The following is a 25,952-nucleotide window of genomic DNA, read 5'->3' as shown; positions in this document are numbered from 1 at the left end:
TGCCGACCCGATTCGCTTCCCATCATCACGCATGCTGAGCCGCCTGTGGTTTGGTCTTTTCATGGCGGCCACGTTGGCAGCGCTGGCGCGCTGGCTGATCGGCGGCGACGAAACAGTTTTTGCGGCGATCGTCGGCTCGCTGTTCGACATGGCGGATCTGTCCGTCAAGCTCATGCTGCTGCTGTTCGGCACGCTTACCCTGTGGCTGGGCTTTCTCAACATCGCCGAGCAAGCCGGCCTGGTCGACGGCCTCGCCCGCTGGCTGGGACCGCTGTTTGCGCGCTTGATGCCGGACGTGCCGCGCGGACATCCGGCGATCGGGCTGATTACGCTCAATTTCGCCGCCAACGCCCTGGGCCTGGATAACGCAGCGACGCCGATCGGTTTGCGCGCGATGCGTGCGTTGCAGACGCTCAATCCTTCCGAGACCACGGCCAGCAATGCGCAGATCCTGTTCCTGGTGATGAATGCGTCGTCGCTGACGCTATTGCCGGTGATGGTGTTCATGTATCGCGCGCAGGCAGGCGCGCATGATCCGACGCTGGTATTCCTGCCGATCCTGCTGGCGCATTTCGCGTCCAATCTCGTCGGCCTCCTGTCGGTGGCCTACATGCAGCGTCTGCGCTTGTGGGATCCGGTGGTGCTGGCATGGCTGCTGGGTGGCGGATTGGTATTGGCCGGTTTCCTGGCCTTTCTCGCTTCACTCACCGCGGCGGCGCTGGCGTCGCTGTCTTCGCTGATGGGCAATCTCGCCTTGTTCGGCATCATCATCGTGTTTCTCTGCGCGGGCGCGTACAAGCGCGTGCCGTTGTTCGAGAGCTTTATCGATGGGGCCAAGCAGGGCTTTGATGTTTCGAAGGAGATACTGCCTTACCTGGTGGCGATGCTTTGCATGGTCGGCGTTTTGCGCGCTTCGGGTGCGCTGGATTTCGTCCTGGACGGCATCCGCTGGCTCGCACAGCACGCCGGTCTGGACACGCGCTTCGTGGATGCCTTGCCGACCGCGCTGGTCAAGCCGTTTTCCGGCAGTGCCGCGCGGGCGATGCTGATCGAAACCATGCATCACTCCGGCGTCGACAGTTTTCCGGCCCTGGTGGCGGCCACGGTGCAAGGCAGTACCGAAACGACGTTCTACGTGGTGGCGGTTTATTTCGGTGCGGTGGGCATTCAACGCGTGCGTCACACCATCGGCTGTGCCTTGTTGGCCGATCTGGCCGGCGTGCTGGCCTCGATTGCGGTGTGTTACTGGTTCTTCGGTTAAATGATTTCTACAGGGGAAAAGCATGCGCATGGGGTTGGCGGCCAACGCCATTCATCACGATCACGACGATGCCGCGTTGTTTCGCTGGCTGAGAGCAAGCGAGCAAGGCATCCGTGAGCTGAATCTCAGCCTGCATGCGGTAGGACGCACATATGCGGCAATCACGCGCGTGGGTCTGTTGGCCGACTATGCCGGACTGGTTCGCTATCCCTATGGCCACGAAGGCGGCCTGATGAAGCTGGTGGCCGAAGTCGTCGGCATGCCGGGGCCGGGCCGGGTGCTGGATGGTGCGATCTACCTGATCAATCCGGTCGATCCGTCGTCGACATTTCCCGAAGCGGTGGCGTTGAAGCGTCAGTGCGTAATCCATCAGAAGCCGTTTATTTCCACGGTGGCCTCGGCGCGTGATTGGATCGAGATGGAGCGCATGCATGCCGGCTTTGCGCCCGATCCCGGCGCCGACAGCCTCTACGCGCTGGAAAGCCAGACGATCGCGCTGATCGCCCACGATGCCATGAAGCCGCAGATGATGGCCTACGCCACCGATCACTTCGATCTGCTCTCGCGCTTTGCGCGCCGGGTCGGCACCGGCACCACCGGACAGCAATTGAACGAGTTGGCGTGGAGCCGCGGCTGGCCACAGGACCAGAACTGGGTCGAGCGCTACCAGAGCGGACCGATGGGCGGCGATGCGCAGATTGCCGACATGGTGCTGGAGCGCTGCTGCCAGCGCGCCATTTTCTTCGAAGATCCGCATGTTGCACGCCAGCACGAGGCGGATATCCAACTGCTGGAGCGCGCCGTCACCACCGTAACGGATGAAACCGTCTGCATGACCTCGCCCCGGGTGGCGAGCCGCTGGGCTGATGCGGTGCAGCGTCGCGCGGCACACGGATGAGCTAAGATCACAAGCCCTATGTGCCTGATCGCATTCGCCTGGCATAGCCATCCGCGCTGGCGTCTCCTGCTGGCCGGCAACCGCGATGAATTTCATGCGCGGCCCAGTGCCTCTTTGTCGCATTGGAGCGATCTGCCGATCATCGGCGGCCGCGATCTGGAGGCCGGCGGCACCTGGCTGGGGGTGACCGAGTCGGGGCGATGCTGCGTGGTAACCAATGTGCGCGATCCGCGCGATCCGCAGCACGGCGCGTCGCGTGGCTTGCTGGCGACGGATTATCTGGCGGGCGAAAACGGGGCGGTCGCGCATGCGCGTGGCCTGCTTGCGACGGCGGCGGATTATCGTCCCTTCAATCTGCTCACCTTCGATACCGAACACGGCTTCTATATCGGCAATCGCCCCACCGCCAAGGCGCAACCGATCGAGCCCGGCGTGCACGGGCTTTCCAATGCGGACTTCAACACACCCTGGCCCAAGACCAAGGCCCTCATGGTGCGTCTGCAGGCGTGGATGAATGCCGGTCACGAGGTGGATTTCGCACCGCTATTCCGTGCGCTGACCAATGAGCAACAGGCGCCGGATGAGATCCTGCCGGAGACGGGCGTGGGCCCCGAACGCGAACGCTGGCTTTCCTCCGCGTTCATTCGCGGCGAGCGTTATGGCACCCGCGCCTGCACCATCGTGGCAATCGATTACGAAGGCAAAGGGATGATCGTGGAGCGCCGCTTCGGACCGATGGGCCGTTTCCAGGGTGAAACCGAACTGCCTTTGAATCCGCAGCCTGCGGGCCGCTCATTCGTAGGCTGGGTTAGCGCAGCGTAACCCAGCACATTTCCGCAAATCGACAAGGCATGGCCGGGTTACGGCCTCAGCGTCAGGACTGCGGGAATTGCCCGTCCAGGTAATACCAGCGCCCCTGTTCCTGCACGAAGCGGCTGATCTCGTGCATGCGCTGCGCCTTGCCGCCGCCGTAGCGCAGACGCGCAATGAACTCCACCGTGGCGTGCACACCCGCTTCCTCATGCCGCTTCACGTCCAGGCCGAGCCAGGTCGGTGCAGGCTGCTGCGCAGCGAGCTTGAGACTGGCCGGACGGGTGCTGGGATGCCAGGTGGCGAGCAGATAATCCTCGCGCTTGAGCACGTAGGCGCTATAGCGCGACCGCATCAGCGCCTCGGCGGTATGGGCGACGCCGCCCTCGTGCAACGGACCGCAACAGCGCGCGTAACCGGCGTCGTTGCCGCAGGGGCAGGGGGTGAGCGTGTCAATGGCTTGCAAGGTTCCGGTCCGGCGGCGAGCTGGCTGTTCATCGTCCACCCGTAGCCGGCAAATGCAAGCCGGCACTAGGCAGGAAGTCATGCCTAGTTTCCAACTTGGATCGCGTAAAGTCACTTTGCTGCCGGGAGAGCAGCTTCCCAGACATCGATGACACCCGCCGCCATGGGTATGGGCGGCCGTTGCGGAGATCCCCATGCACGCGATTCGTTCACTGTTTTCCGTCACTGCACTCGCGGTGGCGTTGTCCGTGGCGGGCGTTCACGCCCAGACTGCGCCACTTACCCCGGATATCCCATCCCACTTCACCGCGCCGACCACCGCCAACGACTACATCAAGCGCGTGGTGATGATCCCCATGCGCGACGGGGTGAAGCTGCACACGGTGATCGTGATCCCGAAAGGCGCGCACGATGCGCCGATCCTGCTGACCCGCACACCGTATAACGCCGATGCGCGTACCCAGCGCACGCTGTCGCCGCATATGTTGGATCTGCTGCCGCAGGGCGACGAGGTGTTCGTCAAAGCGGGCTATATCCGCGTGTTCCAGGATATCCGCGGCAAATACGGGTCCGAAGGCGATTACGTGATGACCCTGCCGCTGCGCGGGCCACTCAATAACGGCAAGGTGGATGAATCCACCGATGCCTACGACACCATCGAATGGCTGTCGAAGAACATCCCCGAATCGAACGGCAAGGTCGGCATGCTCGGCTCGTCGTATGAAGGTTTCACGGTGGTGATGGCGTTGATCAATCCGAATCCGGCACTCAAGGTGGCCGCACCGGAAAGCCCGATGGTGGATGGCTGGATGGGCGACGACTGGTTCCACTACGGCGCCTTCCGCCAGAACAACCTGGACTACATCACCTTCCAGACCACGCAGAAAGGCGAGGGCTACATGATCCCGCGCGAAGGCCTGGACGATTACACCAACTTCCTGCGCGTGGGCTCCACCGGAGATTTTGCGCGCGCCAATGGACTCGACGCGCTGCCGTTCTGGCGCAAGATCCATGAGCATCCGGCATACGACGCGTTCTGGTCGAATCAGGCGCTGGACAAGATCCTGGCCAACCAGCCGCTCAAGGTCCCCACCATGTGGGAGCAAGGCCTGTGGGACCAGGAAGACATGTGGGGCGCGATCCATAGCTATGAAGTGATGGAGCCCAAGGACACCACCAACACCATGAACTACCTGGTGATGGGGCCGTGGCGGCACAGCCAGGTGAACTACGATGGCACGACGCTCGGACCGATGAAGTGGAATGGTGATACCGCGCTGCAATTCCGCCGCGACGTACTGCTGCCGTTCTTCAATCAATACCTGAAGGATGGTACGCCGAAGGCGAATACCCCGCCGGTGCTGATCTACAACACCGGCGAGAATCACTGGGATCGTTACACGCACTGGCCGCTTTCGTGCGATCACGGCTGCGATTCGAAAGCCAGGCCGCTTTATCTGGAAGCAGATGGCCGTCTGTCGTTCGAGGTGCCCACCGCCAGCGACGCCAAGTACGATGAATATGTCTCGGATCCCGCCAAGCCGGTGCCTTACATCCCACGTCCGGTCATCGGCTCCGATCACGAGGCGTGGACACATTGGTTGCTCGACGACCAGCGCTTCGTGGACGGCCGCCCCGACGTGCTCACCTACGTCAGCGAGCCGTTGACGGCGCCCTTGCATCTGGGTGGTGCGCCGCAAGTGAATCTGGTGGCATCGACCAGCGGTACGGATAGCGACTGGGTGGTGAAGATCATCGACGTGTATCCGGATACCGTGCCGTCCAATCCAGGCATGGGTGGCTACGAGTTGCCGATTTCGCTGGACATTTTCCGTGGCCGCTACCGCACCAGCTTCGAACATCCGCAAGCGATCGAAGCCAATGCGCCGTTGCTGTACAGCTTTGGCCTGCCGACGGTGAACCATGTGTTTGAACCGGGGCATCGCATCATGGTGCAGGTGCAGTCCACGCTGTTCCCGCTCTACGATCGCAATCCGCAGACCTTTGTGCCGAACATCTTCGATGCGAAACCCGCGGATTACGTGAAGGCGACGCAGCGCGTGTGGCATACGCCGGATCACGCAAGCTTTATCAGCCTGCCGGTGGTGTCGGGGCAGTAACGCCGTTCATGGCGATATCCATCCGCGCGATGGATATCGCCTTCGTCGTCCCGGCCTGCGCCGGGGCGACGGCACTTGCTTAGGAGCCTGCACCGCGCCGACGCCAGAGCCGCAGGCGGTTGTTCGCCGGCATGGCGATGTCTTCGGCCAGATCGAAGCCGACCGACGCCGCCAGCACATCCACGTCTGATGTATCGCGAATGCCCATGTGCGCAGCGCGCATCTTCAGCTCGCGATCGAATGCCGCATTGCTCTCGCTGGTAAATTGGCCATCGATATTGAATGGCCCGTAGATCGCCACGCATGCATCATCGGTCGTGACGCCGGACAGCGATGCGAAAAAGCTTTCCACTTCGTGCCAGGCCATGATGTGCAAGGTATTGGCGCTGAAGATCGCATCGTAACGCCAGCATGGCCATGCGCCCATCACATCCAGTTCCAACGGCGCGGGCGTGTTGGGCAAGTCGGCTTCGTCGAGCCAGAGCCGTATGCCGGGCAGATTTTCGGCGCGATCGGAGCTTTGCCAGATCAGGTGCGGCATGGCCGTGGCAAAGTGCACAGCGTGTTGGCCGGTGCCGCTGCCAATCTCCAGCACATGCCGCCGGTCCGCGAACCACTGCCGCAACAACACCAGAATCGGTTCGCCGTTGCGTTCACTAGCGGCTGAATAAGGCTTATTGATCAAACCGGGCGACCACGCAAGACGCGGGCAGGCAACATCAGCATCGCGCCCAGTAACGAAAACACCGCGGTCACGGTAATGCCTACCAGGCGGAACGGCAGCAACAGCAGCCACACGATGGGATACAGCACCAGCGCCAGCAGCGCGAGCGGCCAGCAGAACACCAGCAGCAGCAACCAGAGCAGAAAACCGACCATATGTCTCACCGTCATCGTGGGGCCATCGACGGACTCTAGCGCAGGGCAGCCGCCGAGCGTAGATGCCTGCCGGCACCCGTTCAGATCATCGGATTGACGCCGATCAGCAGGGTATGCAGCCAGAATGCGAACAAAGCCCAGACGATGACGCCGATCGCCACGGCAATCACATCACCCTTCACCGTGCCCGTCGGATAAATCGTGCCGTTCAGGCGGTCGCGTCGGCGCGACACGATAAAGAGCAGCACCGACCAGATCAGGAACGGCACAAACAGCACCAGGTCGTGCAGCATGCCAGTCGCCAGTAAATGGCCGAATGACCAAGTCTTCACCGCCAGCACCTGCGGATGGCCGAACTTTGCCTTGATGTGGTTGCGCGGTACGCGCGCCGCTGCGAAAAAGATCAGCGAGACCAGCATGAACAGTCCGTTGAGATGGCGCAGCCATAGTGGTGGTGCATAGATCAGCACCGGATGCTGCCGTGCCAGGCCGAAGCCCCAGATGATCAGCAGCAACCCGATAATCGAGAGGATGGCGTAGATGCCTTTCCAGGGCTTCAGGCCTAAGCGTGCAATCTGCCGGCTACGCCAGCCATCCGCCATGATGCGGATGGAGTGCAAACCCAAAAAGATGATCAGACCGAGGACCAGCACGAACATGGCGGCAACCTCTAGGTGATGTTGGGGTCAGCTTTCTCTATCTGTTGGAGAAGGGCTTCTGTTGGAGATGGTTGGGGTTTACGGCAAGCTCGGCCCCTCACCCCGGCCCTCTCCCCGGAGGGGAGAGGGAGTTGTTTGCTAGAACGTGGATATGTCCCGCGCACTGGTCAATTCACACGCAATTCCACCCGCGCCACAAGTGCCAAGGTACCGGGATCGAGCGTTACGCGTCCGGTTACCCGGTTGGGAAGCCAGGCATCGCCGGCGTGAAGGCGTCCGTCTGATGTATCGATATGGCCTTGCGCGCAGTAGATCAGCACCACCGCATCGTCCACTACCTGCCGGCCGGGTTCGTCCCACACCACCAGTTCGCCGTGGGCCTGTTCACGACGCAGCATCAAATTGAAATCGCGGGTCGCTCCACCATGCAGCGTCACGCCCACCTGCGCTTCGCCAGGAAACGCGAATGGCACGAAGGGCGTAGTCAGCGCGTGCGAGCGGCCGTCGTCCAGGGTCATGGTCAAGCCCGCGCCTTCCAGCAGCGCGATGTAACGATCGATGCCCGGAAAGGCGGAGAACGGCGCGGCGCTATCCACTTCTGCCACGCTGACGCGCCAGATGAAATCGTCCATGCTGGCGCCAGACGGATGCACTGCCAATTCGCGCGTGCGCCCCATGCCGTTTTTCCAGGGGGTAGCCGGATAATCACGCAGATGGATGATGCTCATGCAGTACGCTCGATCACGCGTTGGAAAGGGGGGAGTGCTTTCAGCATCTGGCTGCCGTATTGCCGCGTGACGACACGGCGATCCAGCAGCACGATGCGGCCGCGATCCGTCTCGCTGCGGATCAGGCGTCCGCAATACTGGGTCAGCAGGCGGGTGGCTTCCGGTACGGCCACTTCCAGGAACGGATTGCGTCCGCGTGATTCCAGCCATTCGGCGTAAGTGGCGCCGACCGGATCGGTGGGCACGGCGAAAGGCAATTGCGTGATCACCACGGTTTCACACAATTTGCCCGGCAGATCCAGGCCTTCGCCAAACGAGGCCAGGCCGAACAAGGTACTGCCTTTGCCCGCTTCGATGGCGGCGGTGTGCTCGGCAATCAATTGCGTCTTGCCCAGCGAGCCCTGTGCGCGCACCTTGCGCACCTTATCGATGGGCAGGCGTTGCAGCACGCGTTCGAGTTTTGCGCGTGAGGTGAACAGCACCAGGTTGCCGGCATCCCAATCCAGGTGTTCGGCCAGCCAATCGGTGACTTCTTGTGCGTGTTGCTCGCGCGCATCGGGAAGTGCGGAGAGAGCCGGCACCTCCAGGCGCGCCTGCGCGCTAAGGTCGAACGGCGATGGCAGGCTGATCGTGACCGCCTCGTCCGGCAATCCCACGGCATCGGCAAAGCCGCGGAAGTTGCCGCCCGCGCTCAAGGTGGCCGAGGTCATGACCGCGGCACTGGCGTTGTCCCACAGAATGTTGCGCAACAGTGCGCCGGCGGAAACCGCCGAAGCATGGCAGACCAGCTGCTGATCGTTCGACAGCGTGACCCAGCGCGCCAGCGGCGGTGCATGTTCGGGATCGTCAAACGACCATGCGCGCCAGGTGCGTACCTGACGATCGATGCGTTCCAGCGCAATGCCGAGTTCGCGCGACAGGGCTTCCTGGGTCGGACCGCCTTCGCTCATCTCGGTGATCGTGCGGCGCACCGCGGTCAGCCAGCGTTGGATCTCCGCTGTCGCGACATACAACATGCTCGCGTGATGGAACCAGTTTTCCGGCAATTGCCCCAGCGAGCCGCGATACATCGGCTCGGTTTCGGCCGGATCGGGCAACCAGGAATGGCGGATTTCCTTTTCCAGGCCTTCCAGTGCGTCGCTCAGTTCCTGCAGCTTTTCGTCGCCGGCATCAAGCGTGAGCTTGCCGATCACTTCCTTGTCGGACAGCGAATAAGCGGCATGCACCTGGCGGCCAAGACGGCTGATCTGGCGCACGGCCAGACCGAGCGGCACATCGGACGCGCCGCGGTCGATGGTCTTGCCCGGCATGTGATGCGCTTCGTCGAACACATACACGGTCTCTTCCGGCTTGGGCAGAAACACGCCGCCCCAGCTTTCCTCACCGCTGGACAAGGTGAGGTCGGACAGCACCAGATCCTGATTGGCGACGATGATGTCGGCATCCGCCACCGCCCGCCGCGCGGCGAAGAACGGACAGACCATGAAATATCCGCAGCGGCGGCCGGTGCAGCCGCCCGCGCTGGTGGTGATCAGTGCGCGCAGCATGTCGCCGGGTATTTCCGGCGCAGCATCCATGTCACCGTTCCACTCGTTGCGGTCGAAGGCATCGGTGAGCTTGCGCATCACCTGCTTGTCGCGCTCGGCCGGCGGTTTGCTCCACAGCGCAAGATCCGCATCGAAGCCGAGGCCCATCTGGCCGCTATCGCCGAGACTGTTACCGGCCATGCGCAGGTTGCGCGGGCACAGATAACGGCCGCGGCCCTTGGCCAGCGCGACTTTCGCCTCGCTGCCGTTAAGCTTCAAGTACAGCGGGATATCGCGCTCGACCAATTGTTCCTGCAGGGCCACCGTCGCGGTGGCGATCAGCAATTTTTTCTTGTGGGCCTTCGCCACTTCCGCGCCGGCGATCAGATAGGCCATCGATTTGCCGGTGCCGGTCGGTGCCTCGATCACCGCTGCGCCAGCCGGTTCGGCGAGCGCCTTGGCGACCTCGGCGATCATGCGCAGCTGTGCGGGACGCGCGCGGAATCCAGGCAGGCCATCCTTGATGCGTGCATAGGCATCGCGAATGTTGCTCTTGAGCACATCAGTCAGCATGCGCGGCCCGTCGTTCGCCGGTGATGCTCAATGCCACGGCTTCCGCCACACGAATGCCATCGACCCCGGCGGAGAGAATGCCACCGGCATAGCCCGCGCCTTCGCCGGCCGGAAACAGCCCGCGCGTGTTGAGACTCTGGTAATCGTCGTCATTGCGGCGCACGCGAACAGGCGAAGAGGTGCGCGTCTCGACGCCGGTAAAAATCGCATCGTGGCGGCCGAAGCCTTTGAGCTTGCGATCGAAGGCCGGCATCGCTTCACGGATCGCTTCAACCGCGTAGTCCGGCAAGGCGTGTGCGAGATCGGTGAGATGTACGCCGGGCTTGTAGGAAGGCTGCACCTCGCCGAACGCAGTCGATGCACGTCCAGCAACAAAATCACCCACCAGTTGCCCCGGCGCTTCATACGTACCGCCGCCGAGCTCAAAGGCGCGGCTTTCCCAATGGCGCTGCAAGGCGATGCCGGCCAGCGGACTGCCGCTGCCGTCGTAGGGCACGAAATCGACGGGATCGACGCCGACCACAATCGCCGCATTCGCATTGCGTTCGTTGCGCGAATACTGACTCATGCCGTTGGTCACCACGCGTCCCGGCTCGCTGGTCGCGGCGACCACCGTGCCGCCGGGGCACATGCAGAAGCTGTAAACCGAACGGCCGTTGCGGCAGTGATGTACGAGCTTGTAGTCGGCGGCGCCGAGCAGTGGATGGCCGGCCTGCGGACCGAAGCGCGCACGGTCGATCATCGACTGTGGATGCTCGACCCGGAATCCGATCGAGAACGGTTTGGCTTCCAGATATACGCCGCGCTTGTGCAACATCTCGAAGCTATCGCGTGCGCTGTGGCCCAGCGCCAGCACCACATGATCGGTACGAATCTGCTCGCCATCCGCCAGCACCACGCCGCGCACATGGCGCGTACCCTGTGCATCCGTTTCGATCAGCAGATCGTCGACGCGCTGCTGGAAACGAATCTCTCCGCCCAGCGATTCGATCGTGTTGCGCATGTTTTCCACCATCGTCACCAGACGGAACGTGCCGATGTGGGGCTTGCTGACGTAAATGATTTCTTCCGGTGCGCCAGCTTTTACAAATTCGGTGAGCACCTTGCGGCCGTAATGATGCGGGTCGGAAATCTGGCTGTAGAGCTTGCCGTCGGAAAACGTGCCGGCGCCACCTTCGCCGAATTGCACGTTCGATTCCGGATGCAGGTTGCGCTTGCGCCACAGATCCCAGGTGTCCTTGGTGCGCTCGCGCACGGCCTTGCCGCGCTCCAGGATGATCGGGCGAAAACCCATCTGCGCCAGCAACAGACCCGCGAACAGCCCGCAAGGTCCCATGCCGATCACCACCGGACGGTGTGGTGCCTGGCCGTGGCCGGCCGTGGCGTGGGCCACGAAGCGGTACTGGGTATCGGGGGTAGCACGGACGTGCGGATCATCCGCAAAGCGCTGCAGCAATGTCGCTTCATCAGCGACTTCGACGTCCAGGGTGTAGATCAGCTGGATCGCCCCACGCTTGCGCGCGTCATAGCCGCGCCGAAACACGCTATAGCTGCGAATAGCCTGGGCCCCGATATGCAGTTTGGCGCGAATGGCCGCCGCCAGCGCCTCATCGGCGTGGTCCAGCGGCAGCTTGATATCGGTGAGTCGCAGCATGCGGGGCGGGGCGGATGGAACGGTGGGCTATTGTCTCAGAGCCGGCCGCAAACCGCTGCCCATCCTGTTCTGCTCCATTCCATTGGAGCGACCATCCTTGCCGGGATGGTCGCCTGGCTGTGTTCTCTCCCCCGCCGGGCCTCGAAGGGGAGCGGGGCGGGCCTCAGGCCTCCGCCGCCACCTGGCGCAGAATCTGCTCGAACGCCTCCGGCGGCTGTCCGCCCTGGATCAGGTATTGATCGTTGATGATCACCGAAGGCACCGCGTGGATGCCCTGTTCCTGATAGAAGCGCTCCTGCTCCCGGACTTCTTCGGCAAATTGGTTGCTGGCCAGCACGTCGCGGGCTTTGGCGGAATCCAGCCCCACCTTCCCGGCGACACGCGCCAGCACATCGTGCGAGCTGACATTTTCGCCCTCGCTGAAATAAGCCTCCAGCAAAGCCAGCTTCAATGCATGTTGCTTGCCTTGCTGCTCCGCCCAGTGCAGCAGGCGGTGTGCATCGAAGGTGTTGTAAATGTTTTGCCGCTTATCCATGTTGAAGGTAAAGCCGAGTGCGGCTCCGCGCTGCCGGATGGCTTCCTGATTCTTTGCCAGCTGTTCCGGTGTGCTGCCGTACTTGTGCGCCAGATGCTCAACAATATTCTCACCCTCCGGCACCATCTGCGGATTCAGCTCGAACGGATGGAAATGCAAGTCGGCGGTCACTTCGCCATGCAAATTGCCCAGCGCCTGTTCCAGCGACTTCAGGCCGACGGCACACCAGGGGCAGACAACGTCGGAGACGAAGTCGATTTTCAGGGATTTTGGCTTGGCCATGACGCTTCATATAGGGGATGTGAGATGGGCCTAACGATGGGGATCGCCGCCGGCCAAATCAACGATGCTGGAAATAAAACGGCGCGGACCAGGCCGCGCCGTCTGAAGCCGATGCCTTGAGTATGCTCAGGGCTTGCCGATGAAGTCCTGCTTGCCGATGTTGGCGCCGGCCTCGCGCAGGATGTTGTAGGCAGTCGTGCAGTGGAAGAACAGGTTGGGAAGCACGAAGTGCAGCAGATAAGCTTCACCTTCGAAATGCACATCGCCGCTGCGCATCTTGAGGGTGATGGCGCGGGTTTCGCTGCCGTCGATTTGCTCGGGCTTGAAGCTCTTGATGTAGTCGATGGCGCGTTCGATGCGGTTGTACAACTCATCGAACGAGGTTTCGTTGTCTTCGAACTTCAGCGGATCAACTCCCGCCAGGCGCGCCGCACCGTTCTTGGCCAGGTCGGTGGCGATTTGCACCTGCTTGACCAGCGGCAGCATGTCGGCGATCAGACGCATTTGCAGCATGACCGAGTCTTCCACGCTCTTGGCTTTTGCATGGGCCTCACCCTGCTTCAACACGTGATGCAGGTTGTTCAGCGCACGCACAAAGACAGGAATGGAAACCTGGTACATCGAAATACTCATGGGGATGACTCCGTTTGGTCATGAGGAATAGGTTCGTGGGGAACGACGTCCGCCACGGGAGAAAATTCGGTGCTCAATGCGGCGGAAGGCGAAGCCGGCGCCGCATGCACAGGATGGAGATGACGGATGGCATAACGGGCCAATACCGCTGCGCTCGTCAGCAGCAATGCGGCAAGCACGAAGGCGATGCCTGGCAAGTGTGCGGGCGCGTGGTTGCTGATAAAGAGCGCAAACAGATTGGCAAACACCACCGGTCCGAAAATGCCGGCCAGGCTGGCCAGGCTGCTAAGCGCGCCTTGCAGGCGGCCTTGTTCGTGCGGATCCACCTGCTGCGTCATCAAGGCCTGCGCAGGTGGTCCGGCCAGCCCGCCCAGGCACAGGAACGGAATGCCGAGCAGGAAGATCCAGCTCACCGAGGAGAATCCAAAGATCAGGTAGCCCATCACGCACAACGGCAGGCCGAGCATGATCATCCGCTGCTCGCCCAGCTTGGGCATCAAACGCCGTACCAGCACGGCTTGCACCAGGCCGCTGCAAAAACCGACCAGACCCAGTGTGTAACCAACGGTTTGTGGACCCCAGCCATAGCGGTAGTCGGTATACAGCACGTAGGTCGAGTTCAACGAGAACTGCGCCAGGTTGATCAGAAAGAATACCGCCGCCAGCGCGAATACTTGCGGATACCGGCGCAACAGCACCAGCGCGCCAAAAGGATTGGCGTGGCGCCAGTCAAAGCGCTTCGTGCGGCGCTCCAGCGGCAGCGATTCCGGCAGCACGAAGAAGCCGTAGCAGAAGTTGACCAGCGACAGCCCGGCCGCGACCCAGAACGGCAGGCGGATGCTGAAGTGCCCCAGAAATCCGCCCAGCGCCGGCCCGATGATGAAGCCGATGGCAAAGGCCGCGCCCATCATGCCGAAGGCCGCCGCGCGCTTTTCCTTGGGCACGATATCGGCGATGTACGCATTGGCGGTCGAAAAGCTGGCCGAGCAGATACCGGAGATGGCGCGGCCGACAAACAGCAGCCACAGCGTCGGCGTCAACGCCATCACGATGAAGTCGACACCCAGGCCGAAACTGGAAATCAGGATCACCGTGCGGCGGCCGAAACGATCGGACAGCGTGCCCTGCACCGGCGAGAAAACAAACTGCATCAGCATGTAAACCGTGCCGAATGCACTGGACCATACGGCCGCTCGCGCAATACTGCCGCCGATCAGATCCACGATCAGGTGCGGCAGCACGGGAATGATGATGCCGAAGGCCAGCATGTCCAGCATCACCGTGACGAAAATAAAGGCGAATGCGGCTTTCTGGCCGGAGGAAGCGGGGGGCGGGGCGGAAGCCATGCGTCGGGGCGCCGAGGGGTAGTTCAAAGGATCAAAGCCGCAACGATAGCTGATGGCGGGCGAGTTGGCATGAGCAGATCGTATGCATAACGTCGCACCGGTTTCTTTCTGGCGGATGGGCGGGTAAGGAAAGTGGCCGCGAATGCGGGCTAAAAGGGACGAGTGGCGAGACCGGCATACCTGCGTACGGCCGCTCTATTGTGGCGGCTGCATCAATTCCTGTTCAGTCAGGTAACCGTGGTGGTGCCGGTCGAGCTTGCGAAATTCCTTGCGCAGATTGTCCTGCCATTCCTGCAAGGTGATGGGCTTGCCGTGACCGCCCGGAAGTTCGTCCGACTCCAGCACGCCATCGTGATTGCGATCCAGGCGATAGAAACCCTGGCTCATATAGGCCACGTATTCCGCTTCGCTGACGCGCCCGTCGCCGTTGGTATCCATGGCCTGGAACAAGCCGGAAGCCGTGCTCTGCGCCACGGCGGCCGTCGCCGTCAACCACAGCAGCAGAGCGACGGCGGCACGCATCAGCGAACGCCGCCGCGTATACCGATGAAATCCAGGAATTCGGCGCGGGTGCGGGCATCGTCGCGGAAAGAGCCCAGCATCTGGCTGGTCACCATCGACACGCCGCGCTTGTGCACGCCACGGGTGGTCATGCATTCATGGCTGGCATCCACCACCACGGCCACGCCGGCCGGACGCAGGTTTTCCTGGATACAGCGCGCGATTTCCGCGGTCATCTTTTCCTGCACCTGGAAGCGGCGCGCAAAGGCGTCCACCACGCGCGCCAGCTTGCTGATGCCGACCACGCGGTCGGTGGGCAGATAACCGACATGCGCACGACCGATGATCGGCGCCATGTGGTGCTCGCAATGGCTTTCGAATTCAATATCGCGCAACACGACCATTTCATCGTAGCCGGCCACTTCCTCGAAGGTGCGGCGCAGGTACTCGCCCGGGTCGATCTGGTAGCCGCTGAACCAGTCGCGATACGCCTTGACCACGCGGCGGGGCGTATCGAGCAGGCCCTCGCGCTGCGGATCTTCGCCGGCCCAGCGCAGCAAGATGCGCACCGCTTCTTCGGCTTGCTCGCGGGTAACGTCGGTGGGCTCGTGGTGCTCGCTCATGCGGCTTCCTTGGTCTATTCAGGGCTACGAGTGTAGCGCTGGCGTCAAGATGGTAGGGTCGCGGGGACATGGGGGCGGCCCGGCTGAACCCCAACCTCTCTCCCCATTGATGCCGTACGAGTTGTTCCGATGTCCCTATCCATCAATCGCGATACCCGCTTGTGCATGTCGCTGTCCGGCCGCCCGGGCAATTTCGGCACCCGCTTCCAGAACTTTCTCTACCAGGCGCTGGACCTGAATTACGTCTACAAGGCCTTTACCACCGGGGATCTGCCGGCGGCGATCGGCGGCATTCGCGCCTTGGGGATTCGTGGCTGCGCCATCTCGATGCCGTTCAAGGAAGCCTGCATTCCGCTGGTCGACGCGATGGATGATTCGGCCAGGGCGATCGCTTCGGTCAACACCATCGTCAATGACGATGGGCACCTGCACGCCTATAACACCGATTACATCGCCATCCGCACATTGATCGAACGACATGCGCTGTCGCCCGCTACGCGGCTGGCCTTGCGCGGCAGCGGCGGCATGGCCAAAGCCGTGGCGTGTGCGTTTCGCGATGCAGGCTTCAGACACGGACATATCGTGGCGCGCAATGAAGCTGCCGGTCGCCGGCTGGCCGAGGTCAGCGGATTTTCCTGGGTGGCCGACACAGCGGGATTGGATGCGCAGCTGTTGATCAACGTGACGCCGCTCGGCATGGAAGGTCCGGAGGCGGATCAGTTGGCCTTCGATCGCGTCGAGGTGGAACGTGCGCATGTCATATTCGATGTGGTGGCGCTGCCGCCGGAAACACCGCTGATCAAGCTGGCTCGTTCACAGGGCAAGCCGGTGATTACCGGCGCCGACGTGATTGTGCTGCAAGCGGTGGAGCAGTTCGTGCTCTACACCGGGGTGCGGCCGGATGATGCGTTGATTGCGCAGGCCGCTGCGCATGCGCTGCGCAGCTCGGGGTAGGTTGGGGTAGCGCAGCGTAACCCAACGGAACTTCATCGAAGCCATAAAAAAGTTGGGTTACGCTGCGCTAACCCAACCTACGTATCCACGCTGTCTGGAAGGGCTCATTCTTCCGGGCTTTCTTCTTCGACCGCGAGGGTGTCGCCAAGCAACTGCTGAGTCTGCTCTCCCGGCAAGGACTCCACGTCGCGCAACTTGCGCTCGATGACCCGCGTACGCACGCTGGTCGCATCGATATGCTTGCCCGCTTCGTCCAGCTTCTTGCGCACCATCTTCAGTACATCGCCAAATTTGCCGAATTCGTTCTTCACTGCACCAAGCAGCTGCCACACTTCGCTGCTGCGCTGCTGGATGGCCAACGTGCGGAAGCCCATCTGCAAGCTGTTCAACAGGGCGGAAAGCGTGGTGGGGCCGGCTACGATGACGCGCTGTTCGCGTTGCAGGCTTTCAAACAAGCCGGGACGGCGGATGATTTCGGCGTAAAGGCCTTCGGTAGGCAGGAACAGCACGGCGAAGTCGGTGGTGGCCGGTGGCGCAACGTACTTGGCGCGGATGGTCTTGGCTTCTTCGCGGATGTGCCGTTCCAGCGCTGATGCGGCGCGTTCGACCGCATCGGCGTCTGCCTGCTGCTGGGCGTCGAGCAGGCGTTCGTAGTTTTCGATGGGGAATTTCGCGTCGATCGGCAGCCACACCTGGCTGTCGCGATCGCCACCCGGCAAGCGGACGGCGAATTCCACGCGGTTGTCCGAACCCGGAACCGTCGCGACATCGGCGGCGTATTGTTCGGGGGTAAGCATTTGTTCCAGCAGCGCGGCAAGCTGCACTTCGCCGAGAATGCCGCGCGTTTTCACGTTGTTGAGCACGCGCTTGAGGTCGCCCACGCCGCTGGCCAGTGACTGCATTTCGCCCAGGCCGCGCTGCACCGCTTCCAAGCGTTCGGATACCAGCGTGAAGGACTGCCCAAGCCGGGTTTCCAGGGTGGATTGCAGTTTCTCGTCAACCGTCGCGCGCATTTGTTCGAGCTTGGTGGCGTTGTCCTGCTGGATGGCGGTGAGCTTGGTTTCCAGCGTGGCGCGTACTTCGCCCAGGCGTTTCTCGTTGTCGGCGGTCAGCAACGCCAGGCGCTGCTGTTGTTGTTCACCCAGCCGGGCCAGGCTGGCGGCGAGTTCTTCGCGGCCGCGGCGCGCGTCTTCCGTCAGGCGCTGCGCGAGTGCCTGGATGCCGTTGTCGGTGCGCTCGGTCAGCAGATCCAGGCGTTGGCCGAACAGGCTGATGCGCTCCTGTTGCTGTGCGGCCATGGCATCCAATTGCTCCTGCACCAGGCTGCGGAATTGCAACAGCGCCTGGTTCAGTTCGCCGCGTCCGGCGCGCTGCTCCTGGGCGAGGGCTTCGCGCAGATGGCGGTTGTCGTCTTTCAGCGCATCGAGCCGCGCATGCACGCCCGCGTCGCCACGCCCGCGCAGCAGCACGAGCACTTGCAGGACCAGCAGGATGACGGTGAGGGCGAGCAGGATGTAGATCAGGGGCATGGGTGATTCCAGAAGTATCCGGGTACAGTTTACGCGCTGGCGTATCAGTCCTTGAGAACCATGTGCTGATGACCTCCATGAACTCGTTAAACGGCAAAGCCAGGCCATTGGCCATGCTGGTTGCAGCGACCGGCTGGCTGGCCGTCCTGTTGCAGCTTTACCTGTCGCTGGCGCTCGCCCTGGCCCAAGGCAAGACGATGGGGCAGGGACTGGTGATGTATTTCGGCTATTTCACCATCTTGACCAATCTGCTGGTGTGCCTGGCTGTGACCTGGCCGTTGCTGGCGCCAAACTCGGGACCAGGCCGGTACTTTGCACGGCCGATCGTGACGGGCTGGGTGACGGCCAGCATCGCCTTCGTCGGCATCGCCTATTACGTATTGCTTCGACATGTGTGGCAGCCGCAAGGCCTGCGTTTGCTGGCGGATGTGCTGTTGCACTATGTCTCGCCCGCGCTATGCGTGATCTACAGCCTGATCGTCTTGCGCGGTAGCGCCCTGCGCTGGACGGCACCGCTATGGTGGAGCATCTATCTGCTGATCTACTTCGCGTACGCGTTGCTGCGCGGTGCCTTGATCGGTAGCTATCCGTATGGATTTATCGACGCATCGGCGCTTGGTTATGCCGTCGCTGTGCGCAACGGTTTTCTGCTGCTGATCGCGTTTCTGTTATTGGCCTATCTGTTGATGCTGGCCTGGCGCATCGGCGCAAAGCGTGATTAGCCTGTCTGGTCGTAGGTTGGGTAGGTTGGGTTAGCGCAGCGTAACCCAACGATGGTTATCGCTTCGATGGAGTTCCGTTGGGTTACGCGGAGCTAACCCAACCTACCCAACCTACGGCTACGGTGGTGGGTTAGTCGATGCGGCAGAAAACGGCCTTCAGATAGCGGCTTTCCGGTACATCGGTGCGCACCGGATGATCAGCACCGGCACCACGCACTTCCAGCACCTGGATTTCACGTCCGGCATTCAACGCCACGCGGCGCAGCATTTCCAGGAAGTCCGCTTCGCTGACCAGTCCGGTGCAGGAACAGGTCAGCAGCACACCGCCGGGTGGAATCACATCCAGCGCCAGGCGGTTCATGGCGAAATACTTCTTCAGTGCATCGAGCACCTTGGTGCGATCGCGGGTGAGCTTGGCCGGGTCAAGGATGACCGCGTCGTAGCGTTCGCCGCGAGCGACAGCCTGGCGCAGCCATTCAAAGATATCGGCTTGTTCGAAGCGTGCAGCCACGTTATTCGCTTCGGCATTGGCGCGCGCGATGTCCAGGATGCCTGCATCCATGTCCACGCCGATCGCTTCGCTGGCACCGCCAGCCATCGCATGCACGGCGAAGCCGCCAGCATTGCAGCACAGGTCGAGAACGCGCCGGCCGCGGGCGAGTTCAGCGAAGCGGCGGCGGTTTTCACGTTGATCGGCGAAGAAGCCGGTCTTGTGACCGTATCCCGGCGCAGCATGAAAACGCAGGCCGTGTTCGTGTACTTCCACCGGCGTCGGGGCGTCCATCGCGCGGCAGTCGAAGGATTCCTGCTTCTGCACGTGGCTTTCCGCAAACCAGTACAGGCGCGCGCCGGGGAAGTGACGCAGCAAGGCGGCATGGATCACATCGCGAAACTTCCACATGCCGGCGGCGAAATATTCGATCACCAGGATATCCGCATAGCGGTCGACGACCAGGCCCGAAAGCCCATCGCCTTCGCTATGTATGACACGCCATGCGTCGGTGACCGTGTCGAGTGTCAGCAGTTCGCGGCGCAACGCCACGGCGCGATCGATACGTGCAGCGATCCACGCAGCATCGACCGGTTCATCGGCAGCGGCCGTGAGCAGGCGCAAGGCGATGCGCGCATGCCCGTTCCAGAAGCCGCGGCCGACAAAGCGGTCGCGGGTGTCGATGACGTTGACTACGCTGCCTGGCGGGATGCGTGACTCAGGCTTATGCACCTGCGCCGACCACACCCAGGGGTGGCCGGGCGTGCGGTCGGATTTCAGGCGGATAACGGGCAATTCGGCGGGGGTATTCATCCGCCTATGATAACCGGCTGCGGGCGATGGCTCTTTGCTTGCGAACGACAATCGCGCTTTCAGCGCAGCTTGAGCACCATCCACGACAGCAGCGCCAGCACGTTCACGCCCAGCCGGGACGTGGCCGGACCGGAAAACTCAAGTACAAAGCGCTGACTGCCGAACGCCCAGCTCAACTCCGGCCGGGTGGGAATATGCAAGGCGGCGAACAGGTCGATGCATGCGCCGCAATGCAAGGCATAGCTCAGGATCGGCGTGGCGATCAGGGGCAGTTGCAGTAACTGGGCGACACTGGAGAGCCGGACGCCGCGCTCGCTGTTTTCCAGCAACAGCACACCGGCGATCAGCACGAAGGCATACAGCGCGAACGCAACCAGTCCGATCGCTGCCGTGCGCAGCGGGCCGAAGGCCAGCAGGCGCGGGAGCCAGTTCGCCATGCCGTAGAAGCCGCCGGCGATTTCCAGGATACCGATCAGTCGAAACAGGATCAGACGCATTCAACACCCCATAAAAGCGAGGAGTGAGTGGAGAGGAGTGAGGAGTGAGAGAAGAGCGTGGGCTGGCGTGCCTCTGCTTTTCTCTCACTCCTTGCTTATCTACGCTCACTCATTAAAAGCGAGAAGTAAGTGTAGAGGAGTGAGAAACGAGAGAGGAGCATGAGCTGGTATGCCGTTGCTTTTCTCTCACTTCTCACTCCTCTCCACTCACTCTTCAAATTCATTCGCCTGCTCATGCAGGTCCGCAATATGCTGTTCCCACCAGCGAGCTTCAGCGGCAAATGGAAACGCGGCGGGAAAAGCCTGGTCGTGCCAGCGCGCCGCAATCCAGCCGGCATAATGCACTTGCCGCATGGCGCGCAGCGCGGGGATCAAGGCGAGTTCTGCGTGATCGAAGTCACGCATTGAAGCATAGCCTTCCAGTAACGCCTCCATGGCTCGTTCATCGTGAGCGAGCATCCATAGATCCTGCACGGCAGGGCCCATGCGCGCATCGTCGAGGTCGACGAAATGCGGGCCGGCATCGGTCCACAACACATTGCCGGGATGACAATCGCCATGCAGGCGCAAACTGCGCACGGGGCCGACTGCGTCGAAGCGGGCCGCCACCAGGCGATCCAGGCGTTCGACGGCGTGGCGATAGCGTTCGGCAAGTGTGGCCGGTAGCAGGCTGCCGGTGAGCACGGCCTGCATGGGTTGCCTGATCAGCGTATCGCGATCGAGCCGTCCTCGATGCACGAAGCTGCTGCGTGCGCCCACCGCATGCATGCGCGCGATAAGACGCCCCAGCCACTCCAGTTGATCGGCGGATTCCAGCGACGGCGCGCGGCCGCCGTGACGCGGCGATAGCGCATAACGGAAGCCGTCGTGATGCAACAGCGTGCGTCCTGCAAACAGCTTGGGCGCGACCACCGGCAATTCCGCGTCGGCCAGTTCGTTGGCGAAGCTGTGTTCTTCCAGGATCGCTGCATCGCTCCACCGGCCCGGCCGATAGAACTTGGCGATGACCGGCGCGGCTTCTTCCAGGCCAATCTGCCAGACCCGGTTTTCGTAGCTGTTCAATGCCAGCAAGCGGCCGTCCGGCCATAGGCCGCAGGCGGTAACGGCATCCAGCACGAGATCGGGGCTGAGGCGGGCGTAGGGGGTCTCGTCAGACATGCGCGGTCCGCTCCCGCTCCGGTCCGAGGAACGGGCAGGGGTGAGAGGCCGGTCCTGCGATGTTGCTGGTCATCGCGCATCGGAAGATGGGGCGTCTGTTTTTCAGCACGTGGGCAGCTCTGCGCGAGGTTGTCCGCTCACCCTGGCCGCTCCCCGCAGCGGAGTGGGGGTAACCCTGGCAAAGGTACGCATCAACGTCCGCCCACTGCCGTCGCCGGCACGACCGCCATGGTCAACCGCGAGATACACACCAGCTTGCCGGCCTCGTCTTCGATACGGATTTCCCATACCTGGGTCGAGCGGCCCAGATGAAACGGGCGGGCCGTGCCGGTCACGCTGCCGCTCAGCACGCCGCGTACGTGATTGGCGTTGATATCCAGCCCTACCGCGCGTTCTTTCTCCGGATCGAGCGTAAGCATGGCCGCCGAGCTGCCCAGCGTTTCGGCCAGCGCCACGGATGCGCCGCCATGCAGCAGTCCATATGGCTGGTGCGTGCGCGGGTCCACCGGCATCGTGCCCTGCAGCCAGTCATCGCCGACGGCGGTTATGCGGATGCCGATTGCCTCCATCAGGGTGTTTTTGCTCCAGCTGTTGAGGCGGGCGAGGTCGGTGTCCTGCTTCCAGATACGCATGTGGTTGATACTCGTGCGGGGAGGCCGCATTGTCCGCCGACCGCCACCGCGGCGACAATGCGGGATCGCTCCAGGCACCTAATTGTGTACACCGTCACTCTCAAACATTCCGGCCGCCGCTTCGGCGTCATGCCCGGCGAAACCGTGCTGGAGGGCGCGCAGCGCGCCGGTATCGCCTTGCCGTATTCGTGCCGTGCCGGCGTTTGCGGCAGTTGCAAGGCGGTGGTGATCGAAGGGCAGCGTTGCGCATATCCGCGCAATCCACCGGCGGCTCTGGACGCCAACGAGCGCGCCCATCACGCGGTGCTGCTCTGCCAGGCCGTGCCGGTCAGTGATCTGTTGCTGGAAGCGCGTGAAGTGACCTCGGTCGAAGACGTGGCGCGCCGCCAGCTTACGGTGCAGGTGAGCCGCAAATGGCAGCTGGCGCCGGATGTGATCGGGCTGCATTTGCAAGCAGCGCCGGGCGAATTGCGCTTGAACTGGCTGCCCGGGCAATACCTCGACGTGCTCCTGGACGAAGGCCGCCGCCGGCCATTTTCCATCGCCAACGGATTGCGGGCCGACGGCGTGATCGAGTTGCATGTTCGCCACGTCGCGGGTGGTGGTTTCACCTCTTGGGTCAGCGAAGTGTTGAAAGTGGGCGACCAACTGCGTATCGAGGGACCGCTGGGTACCTTCGTGCCGCGCGAGGATTCAGAGCGCCCAATGATCTTCATGGCGGGCGGCACCGGATTTGCGCCGGTGAAAGCCATCCTTGAACACTTCATGGCGCTGGGCACCCGCCGATCGATCGAGGTGTATTGGGGCGCGCGCCATGCGGCGGATCTCTACCTGCACAAGCTCGCTGAAAGCTGGGCGGAGATCACGCCAAATCTGCGTTTCCACGCCGTGCTGTCCGACCCGGAACAGGCGAGCATCGCCGGCATGCGCGCCGGATTGGTGCATGAAGCAGTGCTGGAGGATCAACCCGATCTCTCCACTTATGACGTCTATATGAGCGGGCCACCCGCGATGATCGACGCCGGACGCAAACTGTTCATCGACGCCGGCCTACCCGAAGAACGCCTTTACTACGACTCATTCGACTACGCGCCGGATGTCCTCGCGCAGATCCTCGCGGGCAGAGCCGGCATCAGCGAATCGCTGAGAAGCGAGTGAGAGGAGTGAGGAGTGAGAGAGAAGCACGAGCTGGCACGCCTTTGCCTTTCTCTCACTCCTCACTCCTCTCCACTCACTCCTAGTTCTTGCCTTTCGCTACGGGCAGCTGCGCCTGCTGCCAGGCCAGCACGCCGCCACCGAGCGTATAGACGCGGGTGAAACCGGCCTTGACCAGGCGCTGGGCGGCGCTGTCGCTGTTGCGGCCGTCCTTGTCCATGACCACCACCGGCAGCTCGCGTGCCTTGGCCAGATCCTTGTTCTCCGGATCGAACTGGCTCATGACGACATGCTTGGCGCCCGGCACATGCATCTTTTCGAAGTCGGCGATGGCGGACAGGTCGATCATCAGCGGGCTGTCGCGATTGATCAGCTGGGTCAGGCCGGCCGGGGTCAGCTCCTTGTACTTGCGCAGCAGCACCATGATCTGGGTGACGATCAGCGCGATCACCAGCGCGACAAAGCCCAGGGCAAGCATCTCGTGATGGCCCAGGAATTCGGGCAGTTTGTGCAGAAAATCGTTCATGAAAAGGCCGGGCTGGTTGCAGGCAAACGGCAATTATAGGCGAGTTCCCGGGCGCGGCGGGCCAGGGGGCGGTCCCGCTCAATTTTCCTGGTTGATGTCGGGTATCCCGCTTTCCAGCCACCAGTGGTTCTTTTGCGGGTCGTAGCGCCACAACTGGTGATCGACGATGGTGCGCACACTCTGGGTATGCACATTGGTCAGGCTGATCTGCACGACCTGGCGCACCTCGTTCTCGCCCGCCGGGATCGGGCCGTTGCCGTCGTCGTAATCGCTGACCTGTACCTGCTTGAAGCGCTCGCGGTCCAGATCGGTAAGCGGATGGGCTGCACGCACCTTGGGATCGACAAACTGCTCGGCCGCCTCGAAACCGTCCCAACGGACGGCGTTGGCGTACTCGATCATGGTGTGGGTGAGTGCATCACCGCGCTTGTCGGTGGCGCAGCCGGACAACAGCAGCACAGTCGACAACAGGATCGGACCGGCGATACGACGCATAGAGCTTACTCCCCACCCAGGTCTGCTTATTCTGCCGCAGCGGCGCGGCGCTTCGCCACGAACTGTGCCGCAAGCGTGGCGGCTGGCCTGCCGTCCTCGCCCGGTACCTCGGCCGTCACGGCGATGCGGGCGCGGCCGCGGGCGGCCAGGGTAGCGAAGAAGGTGTCCCAGCTGGCGTCCGCATCCCGCTGCGCCCGGGCCTGGAAATCACCCCACACCGGGCTGAGGTACTGGACGCTCGAGGTGCCGACATAGACATCGCAATCCTCGCCCCGCTGGCGCAGCGCCAGTTCCACCAGGCCCCAGCCGGCCAGGGTCATCAGGCTGACCAGGCTCCCGCCGAAGGCGCAGCCCTTGTCATTGACATTGGGGGCCAGCGGGCTGGCCAGGATCAGCTGTTCGCCGGTATAGCCGCCCAGTTCCACCGCCATCGCGCGAGCCAACGGAATGCCTTCGCGGATAAAGGCCACCAGCGCCTGGGCGGCCGCGTGCAGATCAAGCTTGTCCATCGAACATCGTTTTTGGGGAGGGGAAGCGCACAGTGTAGACGCTAGACTCTATGAGCGTAGGAGAGAGTGGAGAGGAGTGAGAAGTAAGAGGAAAGGCGCATGCAGCTCTTCTCTCACTCCTCACTCCTCTCCACTCTCTCTTGGCCCTTGCCCTTCCTAAACGGAGTTTGGCGTGAGCAAGCAACCCTCCCAGTCCGACGGCGCATTGGCCGGCTGCACCATCGTCATTACCCGTCCAGCGGGTACGGGCCGAGCGTTGGTGAAGCAGGTTCGCGCGCTCGGCGGGGTGCCGCTGTTGCTGCCGGGGCTTTCGTTGCGCGCGGCAGCTGATTCCGCCGCGGCATGCGCGCAATGGGGCGATGCGCAGCATGATGACGTGTTGATCTTCACCAGTCCGGCTGCCGTGCGCTACGCGCTCGCGCTTGCGCCATGCCAGACGCAGGCCACGGTTATTGCAGTGGGACTGGCTACGGCGCGTGCGCTTTTGCGGCACGGCATCCACGCGCAGACACCTGCGAGCAGGCAGGACAGCGAAGGTTTGTTGCAATTGCCCGCCATGCAGCAGTTACAGGGAAAGCGTATTGCGTTGATCACTGCGCCCGGCGGGCGTGGCCTGCTGCAGCAGCAGATCGTGTCGCGCGGCGGCACGCTGCGTGAAGTGCATGTGTATGGCCGTGGCGCGGCTCGTTTGAACAAGCGTCATGTCGATGCGGTGCGGCAACTACCGACAACGGCGTGCGTTCTGCTGTCCAGCGGTGAAGCGCTGGAGCATCTGATGCAACGCCTGCCTGAGGCGGCATGGCAGCGGCTGTGCAGGGCCCTGGCTGTGGTCAGCAGCGAACGCATTGCCGAGCAGGCGCGTTCGGCGGGGTTCCAGCGGCTGCGCATCGCGGCATCGGCAGGTCAGGCGGATTTGCTTACGGCAGTCAAGGAAGCCTGTTCATCCCCACCCCACGAAGCCGACCGCACAGGCTGTTAG

At 62.6% G+C, this 25,952-nt stretch carries 28 protein-coding genes; 8 read left to right on the top strand and 20 right to left on the bottom strand.

The window, feature by feature from the left end; genetic code table 11:
* Window positions 1-31 precede the first annotated feature (31 nt).
* From ISP19_RS08780 to ISP19_RS08770, 3 genes are read left to right on the top strand one after another with little or no spacing between them, the layout of a single operon-like run.
* Complete coding sequence (locus tag ISP19_RS08780) at window positions 32-1,261, top strand: nucleoside recognition domain-containing protein (protein ID WP_204680991.1); 1,230 nt, start codon at window positions 32-34, stop codon at window positions 1,259-1,261.
* Between the two features lie 22 nt (window positions 1,262-1,283).
* Window positions 1,284-2,159: a methylglyoxal synthase gene (locus tag ISP19_RS08775; protein ID WP_204680990.1), complete on the top strand. Its 876-nt coding sequence runs from the start codon at window positions 1,284-1,286 to the stop codon at window positions 2,157-2,159.
* An 18-nt stretch (window positions 2,160-2,177) separates the two neighbouring features.
* Window positions 2,178-2,981 (top strand): NRDE family protein, encoded by an 804-nt coding sequence (locus ISP19_RS08770; protein ID WP_204680989.1) that lies wholly within the window; start codon window positions 2,178-2,180, stop codon window positions 2,979-2,981.
* 52 nt (window positions 2,982-3,033) lie between these two features.
* Here the strand turns inward: ISP19_RS08770 and ISP19_RS08765 are convergent, their stop codons facing one another.
* A complete protein-coding gene (locus ISP19_RS08765) occupies window positions 3,034-3,435 on the bottom strand; it encodes a YchJ family protein (protein ID WP_239556703.1) in 402 nt (133 codons plus the stop codon).
* A gap of 193 nt (window positions 3,436-3,628) precedes the next feature.
* Between ISP19_RS08765 and ISP19_RS08760 the strand changes: the two genes are divergently transcribed.
* The gene (locus ISP19_RS08760; RefSeq protein ID WP_204680987.1) at window positions 3,629-5,554 is read left to right on the top strand and encodes a CocE/NonD family hydrolase; all 1,926 of its coding nucleotides are present in this window, start codon (window positions 3,629-3,631) and stop codon (window positions 5,552-5,554) included.
* 79 nt (window positions 5,555-5,633) lie between these two features.
* On the opposite strand, the gene ISP19_RS08755 is transcribed toward ISP19_RS08760, so the two are convergent.
* The 11 genes from ISP19_RS08755 to folE form a co-directional block, all read right to left on the bottom strand.
* Entirely contained in the window at window positions 5,634-6,236 is a 603-nt protein-coding gene (locus ISP19_RS08755) for a DUF938 domain-containing protein (RefSeq protein ID WP_204681152.1), read from the bottom strand.
* Entirely contained in the window at window positions 6,236-6,433 is a 198-nt protein-coding gene (locus tag ISP19_RS08750) for a hypothetical protein (protein WP_204681153.1), read from the bottom strand. Before ISP19_RS08750 ends, ISP19_RS08755 begins: the two co-directional genes overlap by 1 nt.
* Before the next feature lie 80 nt (window positions 6,434-6,513).
* Window positions 6,514-7,092, bottom strand: a complete 579-nt coding sequence (locus ISP19_RS08745; protein ID WP_204680986.1) for an NnrU family protein — start codon at window positions 7,090-7,092, stop codon at window positions 6,514-6,516.
* A gap of 167 nt (window positions 7,093-7,259) precedes the next feature.
* Complete coding sequence (locus tag ISP19_RS08740; protein WP_204680985.1) at window positions 7,260-7,820, bottom strand: HutD/Ves family protein; 561 nt, start codon at window positions 7,818-7,820, stop codon at window positions 7,260-7,262.
* Window positions 7,817-9,919, bottom strand: coding sequence for an ATP-dependent DNA helicase DinG (gene dinG / locus ISP19_RS08735; RefSeq protein ID WP_204680984.1), 2,103 nt, complete (start codon window positions 9,917-9,919; stop codon window positions 7,817-7,819). Before dinG ends, ISP19_RS08740 begins: the two co-directional genes overlap by 4 nt.
* The gene (locus ISP19_RS08730; protein ID WP_204680983.1) at window positions 9,909-11,573 is read right to left on the bottom strand and encodes an NAD(P)/FAD-dependent oxidoreductase; all 1,665 of its coding nucleotides are present in this window, start codon (window positions 11,571-11,573) and stop codon (window positions 9,909-9,911) included. Before ISP19_RS08730 ends, dinG begins: the two co-directional genes overlap by 11 nt.
* Before the next feature lie 163 nt (window positions 11,574-11,736).
* Window positions 11,737-12,390 carry a DsbA family oxidoreductase gene (locus ISP19_RS08725; RefSeq protein WP_204680982.1) on the bottom strand — a complete coding sequence of 218 codons (654 nt, stop codon included), beginning with the start codon at window positions 12,388-12,390 and terminating at the stop codon, window positions 11,737-11,739.
* Between the two features lie 126 nt (window positions 12,391-12,516).
* On the bottom strand, window positions 12,517-13,023 hold the full coding sequence (locus tag ISP19_RS08720; RefSeq protein WP_204680981.1) for a DUF1993 domain-containing protein: 507 nt from the start codon (window positions 13,021-13,023) through the stop codon (window positions 12,517-12,519).
* A complete protein-coding gene (locus tag ISP19_RS08715) occupies window positions 13,020-14,369 on the bottom strand; it encodes a TCR/Tet family MFS transporter (RefSeq protein ID WP_204680980.1) in 1,350 nt (449 codons plus the stop codon). Before ISP19_RS08715 ends, ISP19_RS08720 begins: the two co-directional genes overlap by 4 nt.
* A gap of 195 nt (window positions 14,370-14,564) precedes the next feature.
* Entirely contained in the window at window positions 14,565-14,891 is a 327-nt protein-coding gene (locus ISP19_RS08710) for an EF-hand domain-containing protein (RefSeq protein ID WP_204680979.1), read from the bottom strand.
* Window positions 14,891-15,493: a GTP cyclohydrolase I FolE gene (gene folE, locus ISP19_RS08705; RefSeq protein WP_204680978.1), complete on the bottom strand. Its 603-nt coding sequence runs from the start codon at window positions 15,491-15,493 to the stop codon at window positions 14,891-14,893. Before folE ends, ISP19_RS08710 begins: the two co-directional genes overlap by 1 nt.
* Window positions 15,494-15,622: 129 nt before the next feature.
* Here folE and ISP19_RS08700 point away from each other — a divergent pair, with 129 nt between their 5' ends.
* Window positions 15,623-16,447, top strand: coding sequence for a shikimate 5-dehydrogenase (locus tag ISP19_RS08700; RefSeq protein WP_204680977.1), 825 nt, complete (start codon window positions 15,623-15,625; stop codon window positions 16,445-16,447).
* A 104-nt stretch (window positions 16,448-16,551) separates the two neighbouring features.
* Here ISP19_RS08700 and ISP19_RS08695 read toward each other — a convergent pair whose 3' ends face one another.
* Entirely contained in the window at window positions 16,552-17,976 is a 1,425-nt protein-coding gene (locus tag ISP19_RS08695; protein WP_204680976.1) for a DNA recombination protein RmuC, read from the bottom strand.
* Window positions 17,977-18,053: 77 nt separating this feature from the next.
* Between ISP19_RS08695 and ISP19_RS08690 the strand changes: the two genes are divergently transcribed.
* Window positions 18,054-18,698, top strand: coding sequence for a Pr6Pr family membrane protein (locus ISP19_RS08690; protein WP_204680975.1), 645 nt, complete (start codon window positions 18,054-18,056; stop codon window positions 18,696-18,698).
* Window positions 18,699-18,828: 130 nt separating this feature from the next.
* Here the strand turns inward: ISP19_RS08690 and ISP19_RS08685 are convergent, their stop codons facing one another.
* The 4 genes from ISP19_RS08685 to ISP19_RS08670 form a co-directional block, all read right to left on the bottom strand.
* Window positions 18,829-20,001: a class I SAM-dependent rRNA methyltransferase gene (locus ISP19_RS08685; protein ID WP_204680974.1), complete on the bottom strand. Its 1,173-nt coding sequence runs from the start codon at window positions 19,999-20,001 to the stop codon at window positions 18,829-18,831.
* Between the two features lie 59 nt (window positions 20,002-20,060).
* Entirely contained in the window at window positions 20,061-20,498 is a 438-nt protein-coding gene (locus ISP19_RS08680; RefSeq protein WP_204680973.1) for a hypothetical protein, read from the bottom strand.
* Between the two features lie 207 nt (window positions 20,499-20,705).
* Entirely contained in the window at window positions 20,706-21,656 is a 951-nt protein-coding gene (locus ISP19_RS08675; protein WP_204680972.1) for a serine/threonine protein kinase, read from the bottom strand.
* Between the two features lie 191 nt (window positions 21,657-21,847).
* Window positions 21,848-22,288: a hotdog fold thioesterase gene (locus tag ISP19_RS08670; RefSeq protein WP_204680971.1), complete on the bottom strand. Its 441-nt coding sequence runs from the start codon at window positions 22,286-22,288 to the stop codon at window positions 21,848-21,850.
* Between the two features lie 84 nt (window positions 22,289-22,372).
* Between ISP19_RS08670 and ISP19_RS08665 the strand changes: the two genes are divergently transcribed.
* The gene (locus ISP19_RS08665) at window positions 22,373-23,446 is read left to right on the top strand and encodes a 2Fe-2S iron-sulfur cluster-binding protein (RefSeq protein ID WP_284385125.1); all 1,074 of its coding nucleotides are present in this window, start codon (window positions 22,373-22,375) and stop codon (window positions 23,444-23,446) included.
* Window positions 23,447-23,525: 79 nt separating this feature from the next.
* Here ISP19_RS08665 and ISP19_RS08660 read toward each other — a convergent pair whose 3' ends face one another.
* The 3 genes from ISP19_RS08660 to ISP19_RS08650 form a co-directional block, all read right to left on the bottom strand.
* Window positions 23,526-23,969 (bottom strand): rhodanese-like domain-containing protein, encoded by a 444-nt coding sequence (locus ISP19_RS08660; protein ID WP_204680969.1) that lies wholly within the window; start codon window positions 23,967-23,969, stop codon window positions 23,526-23,528.
* 78 nt (window positions 23,970-24,047) lie between these two features.
* Window positions 24,048-24,464, bottom strand: a complete 417-nt coding sequence (locus tag ISP19_RS08655; protein WP_204680968.1) for a hypothetical protein — start codon at window positions 24,462-24,464, stop codon at window positions 24,048-24,050.
* A gap of 26 nt (window positions 24,465-24,490) precedes the next feature.
* A complete protein-coding gene (locus ISP19_RS08650) occupies window positions 24,491-24,973 on the bottom strand; it encodes a YiiD C-terminal domain-containing protein (RefSeq protein ID WP_204680967.1) in 483 nt (160 codons plus the stop codon).
* A gap of 172 nt (window positions 24,974-25,145) precedes the next feature.
* Here ISP19_RS08650 and ISP19_RS08645 point away from each other — a divergent pair, with 172 nt between their 5' ends.
* The gene (locus tag ISP19_RS08645; protein WP_204680966.1) at window positions 25,146-25,952 is read left to right on the top strand and encodes a uroporphyrinogen-III synthase; all 807 of its coding nucleotides are present in this window, start codon (window positions 25,146-25,148) and stop codon (window positions 25,950-25,952) included.

Origin of the sequence: Dyella flava (assembly GCF_016904955.1) — a bacterium.
Lineage (GTDB): Bacteria > Pseudomonadota > Gammaproteobacteria > Xanthomonadales > Rhodanobacteraceae > Dyella_B > Dyella_B flava.
Note: the sequence above shows the minus strand (reverse complement) of the source record. Positions and strands in the feature narration are given on the sequence as shown.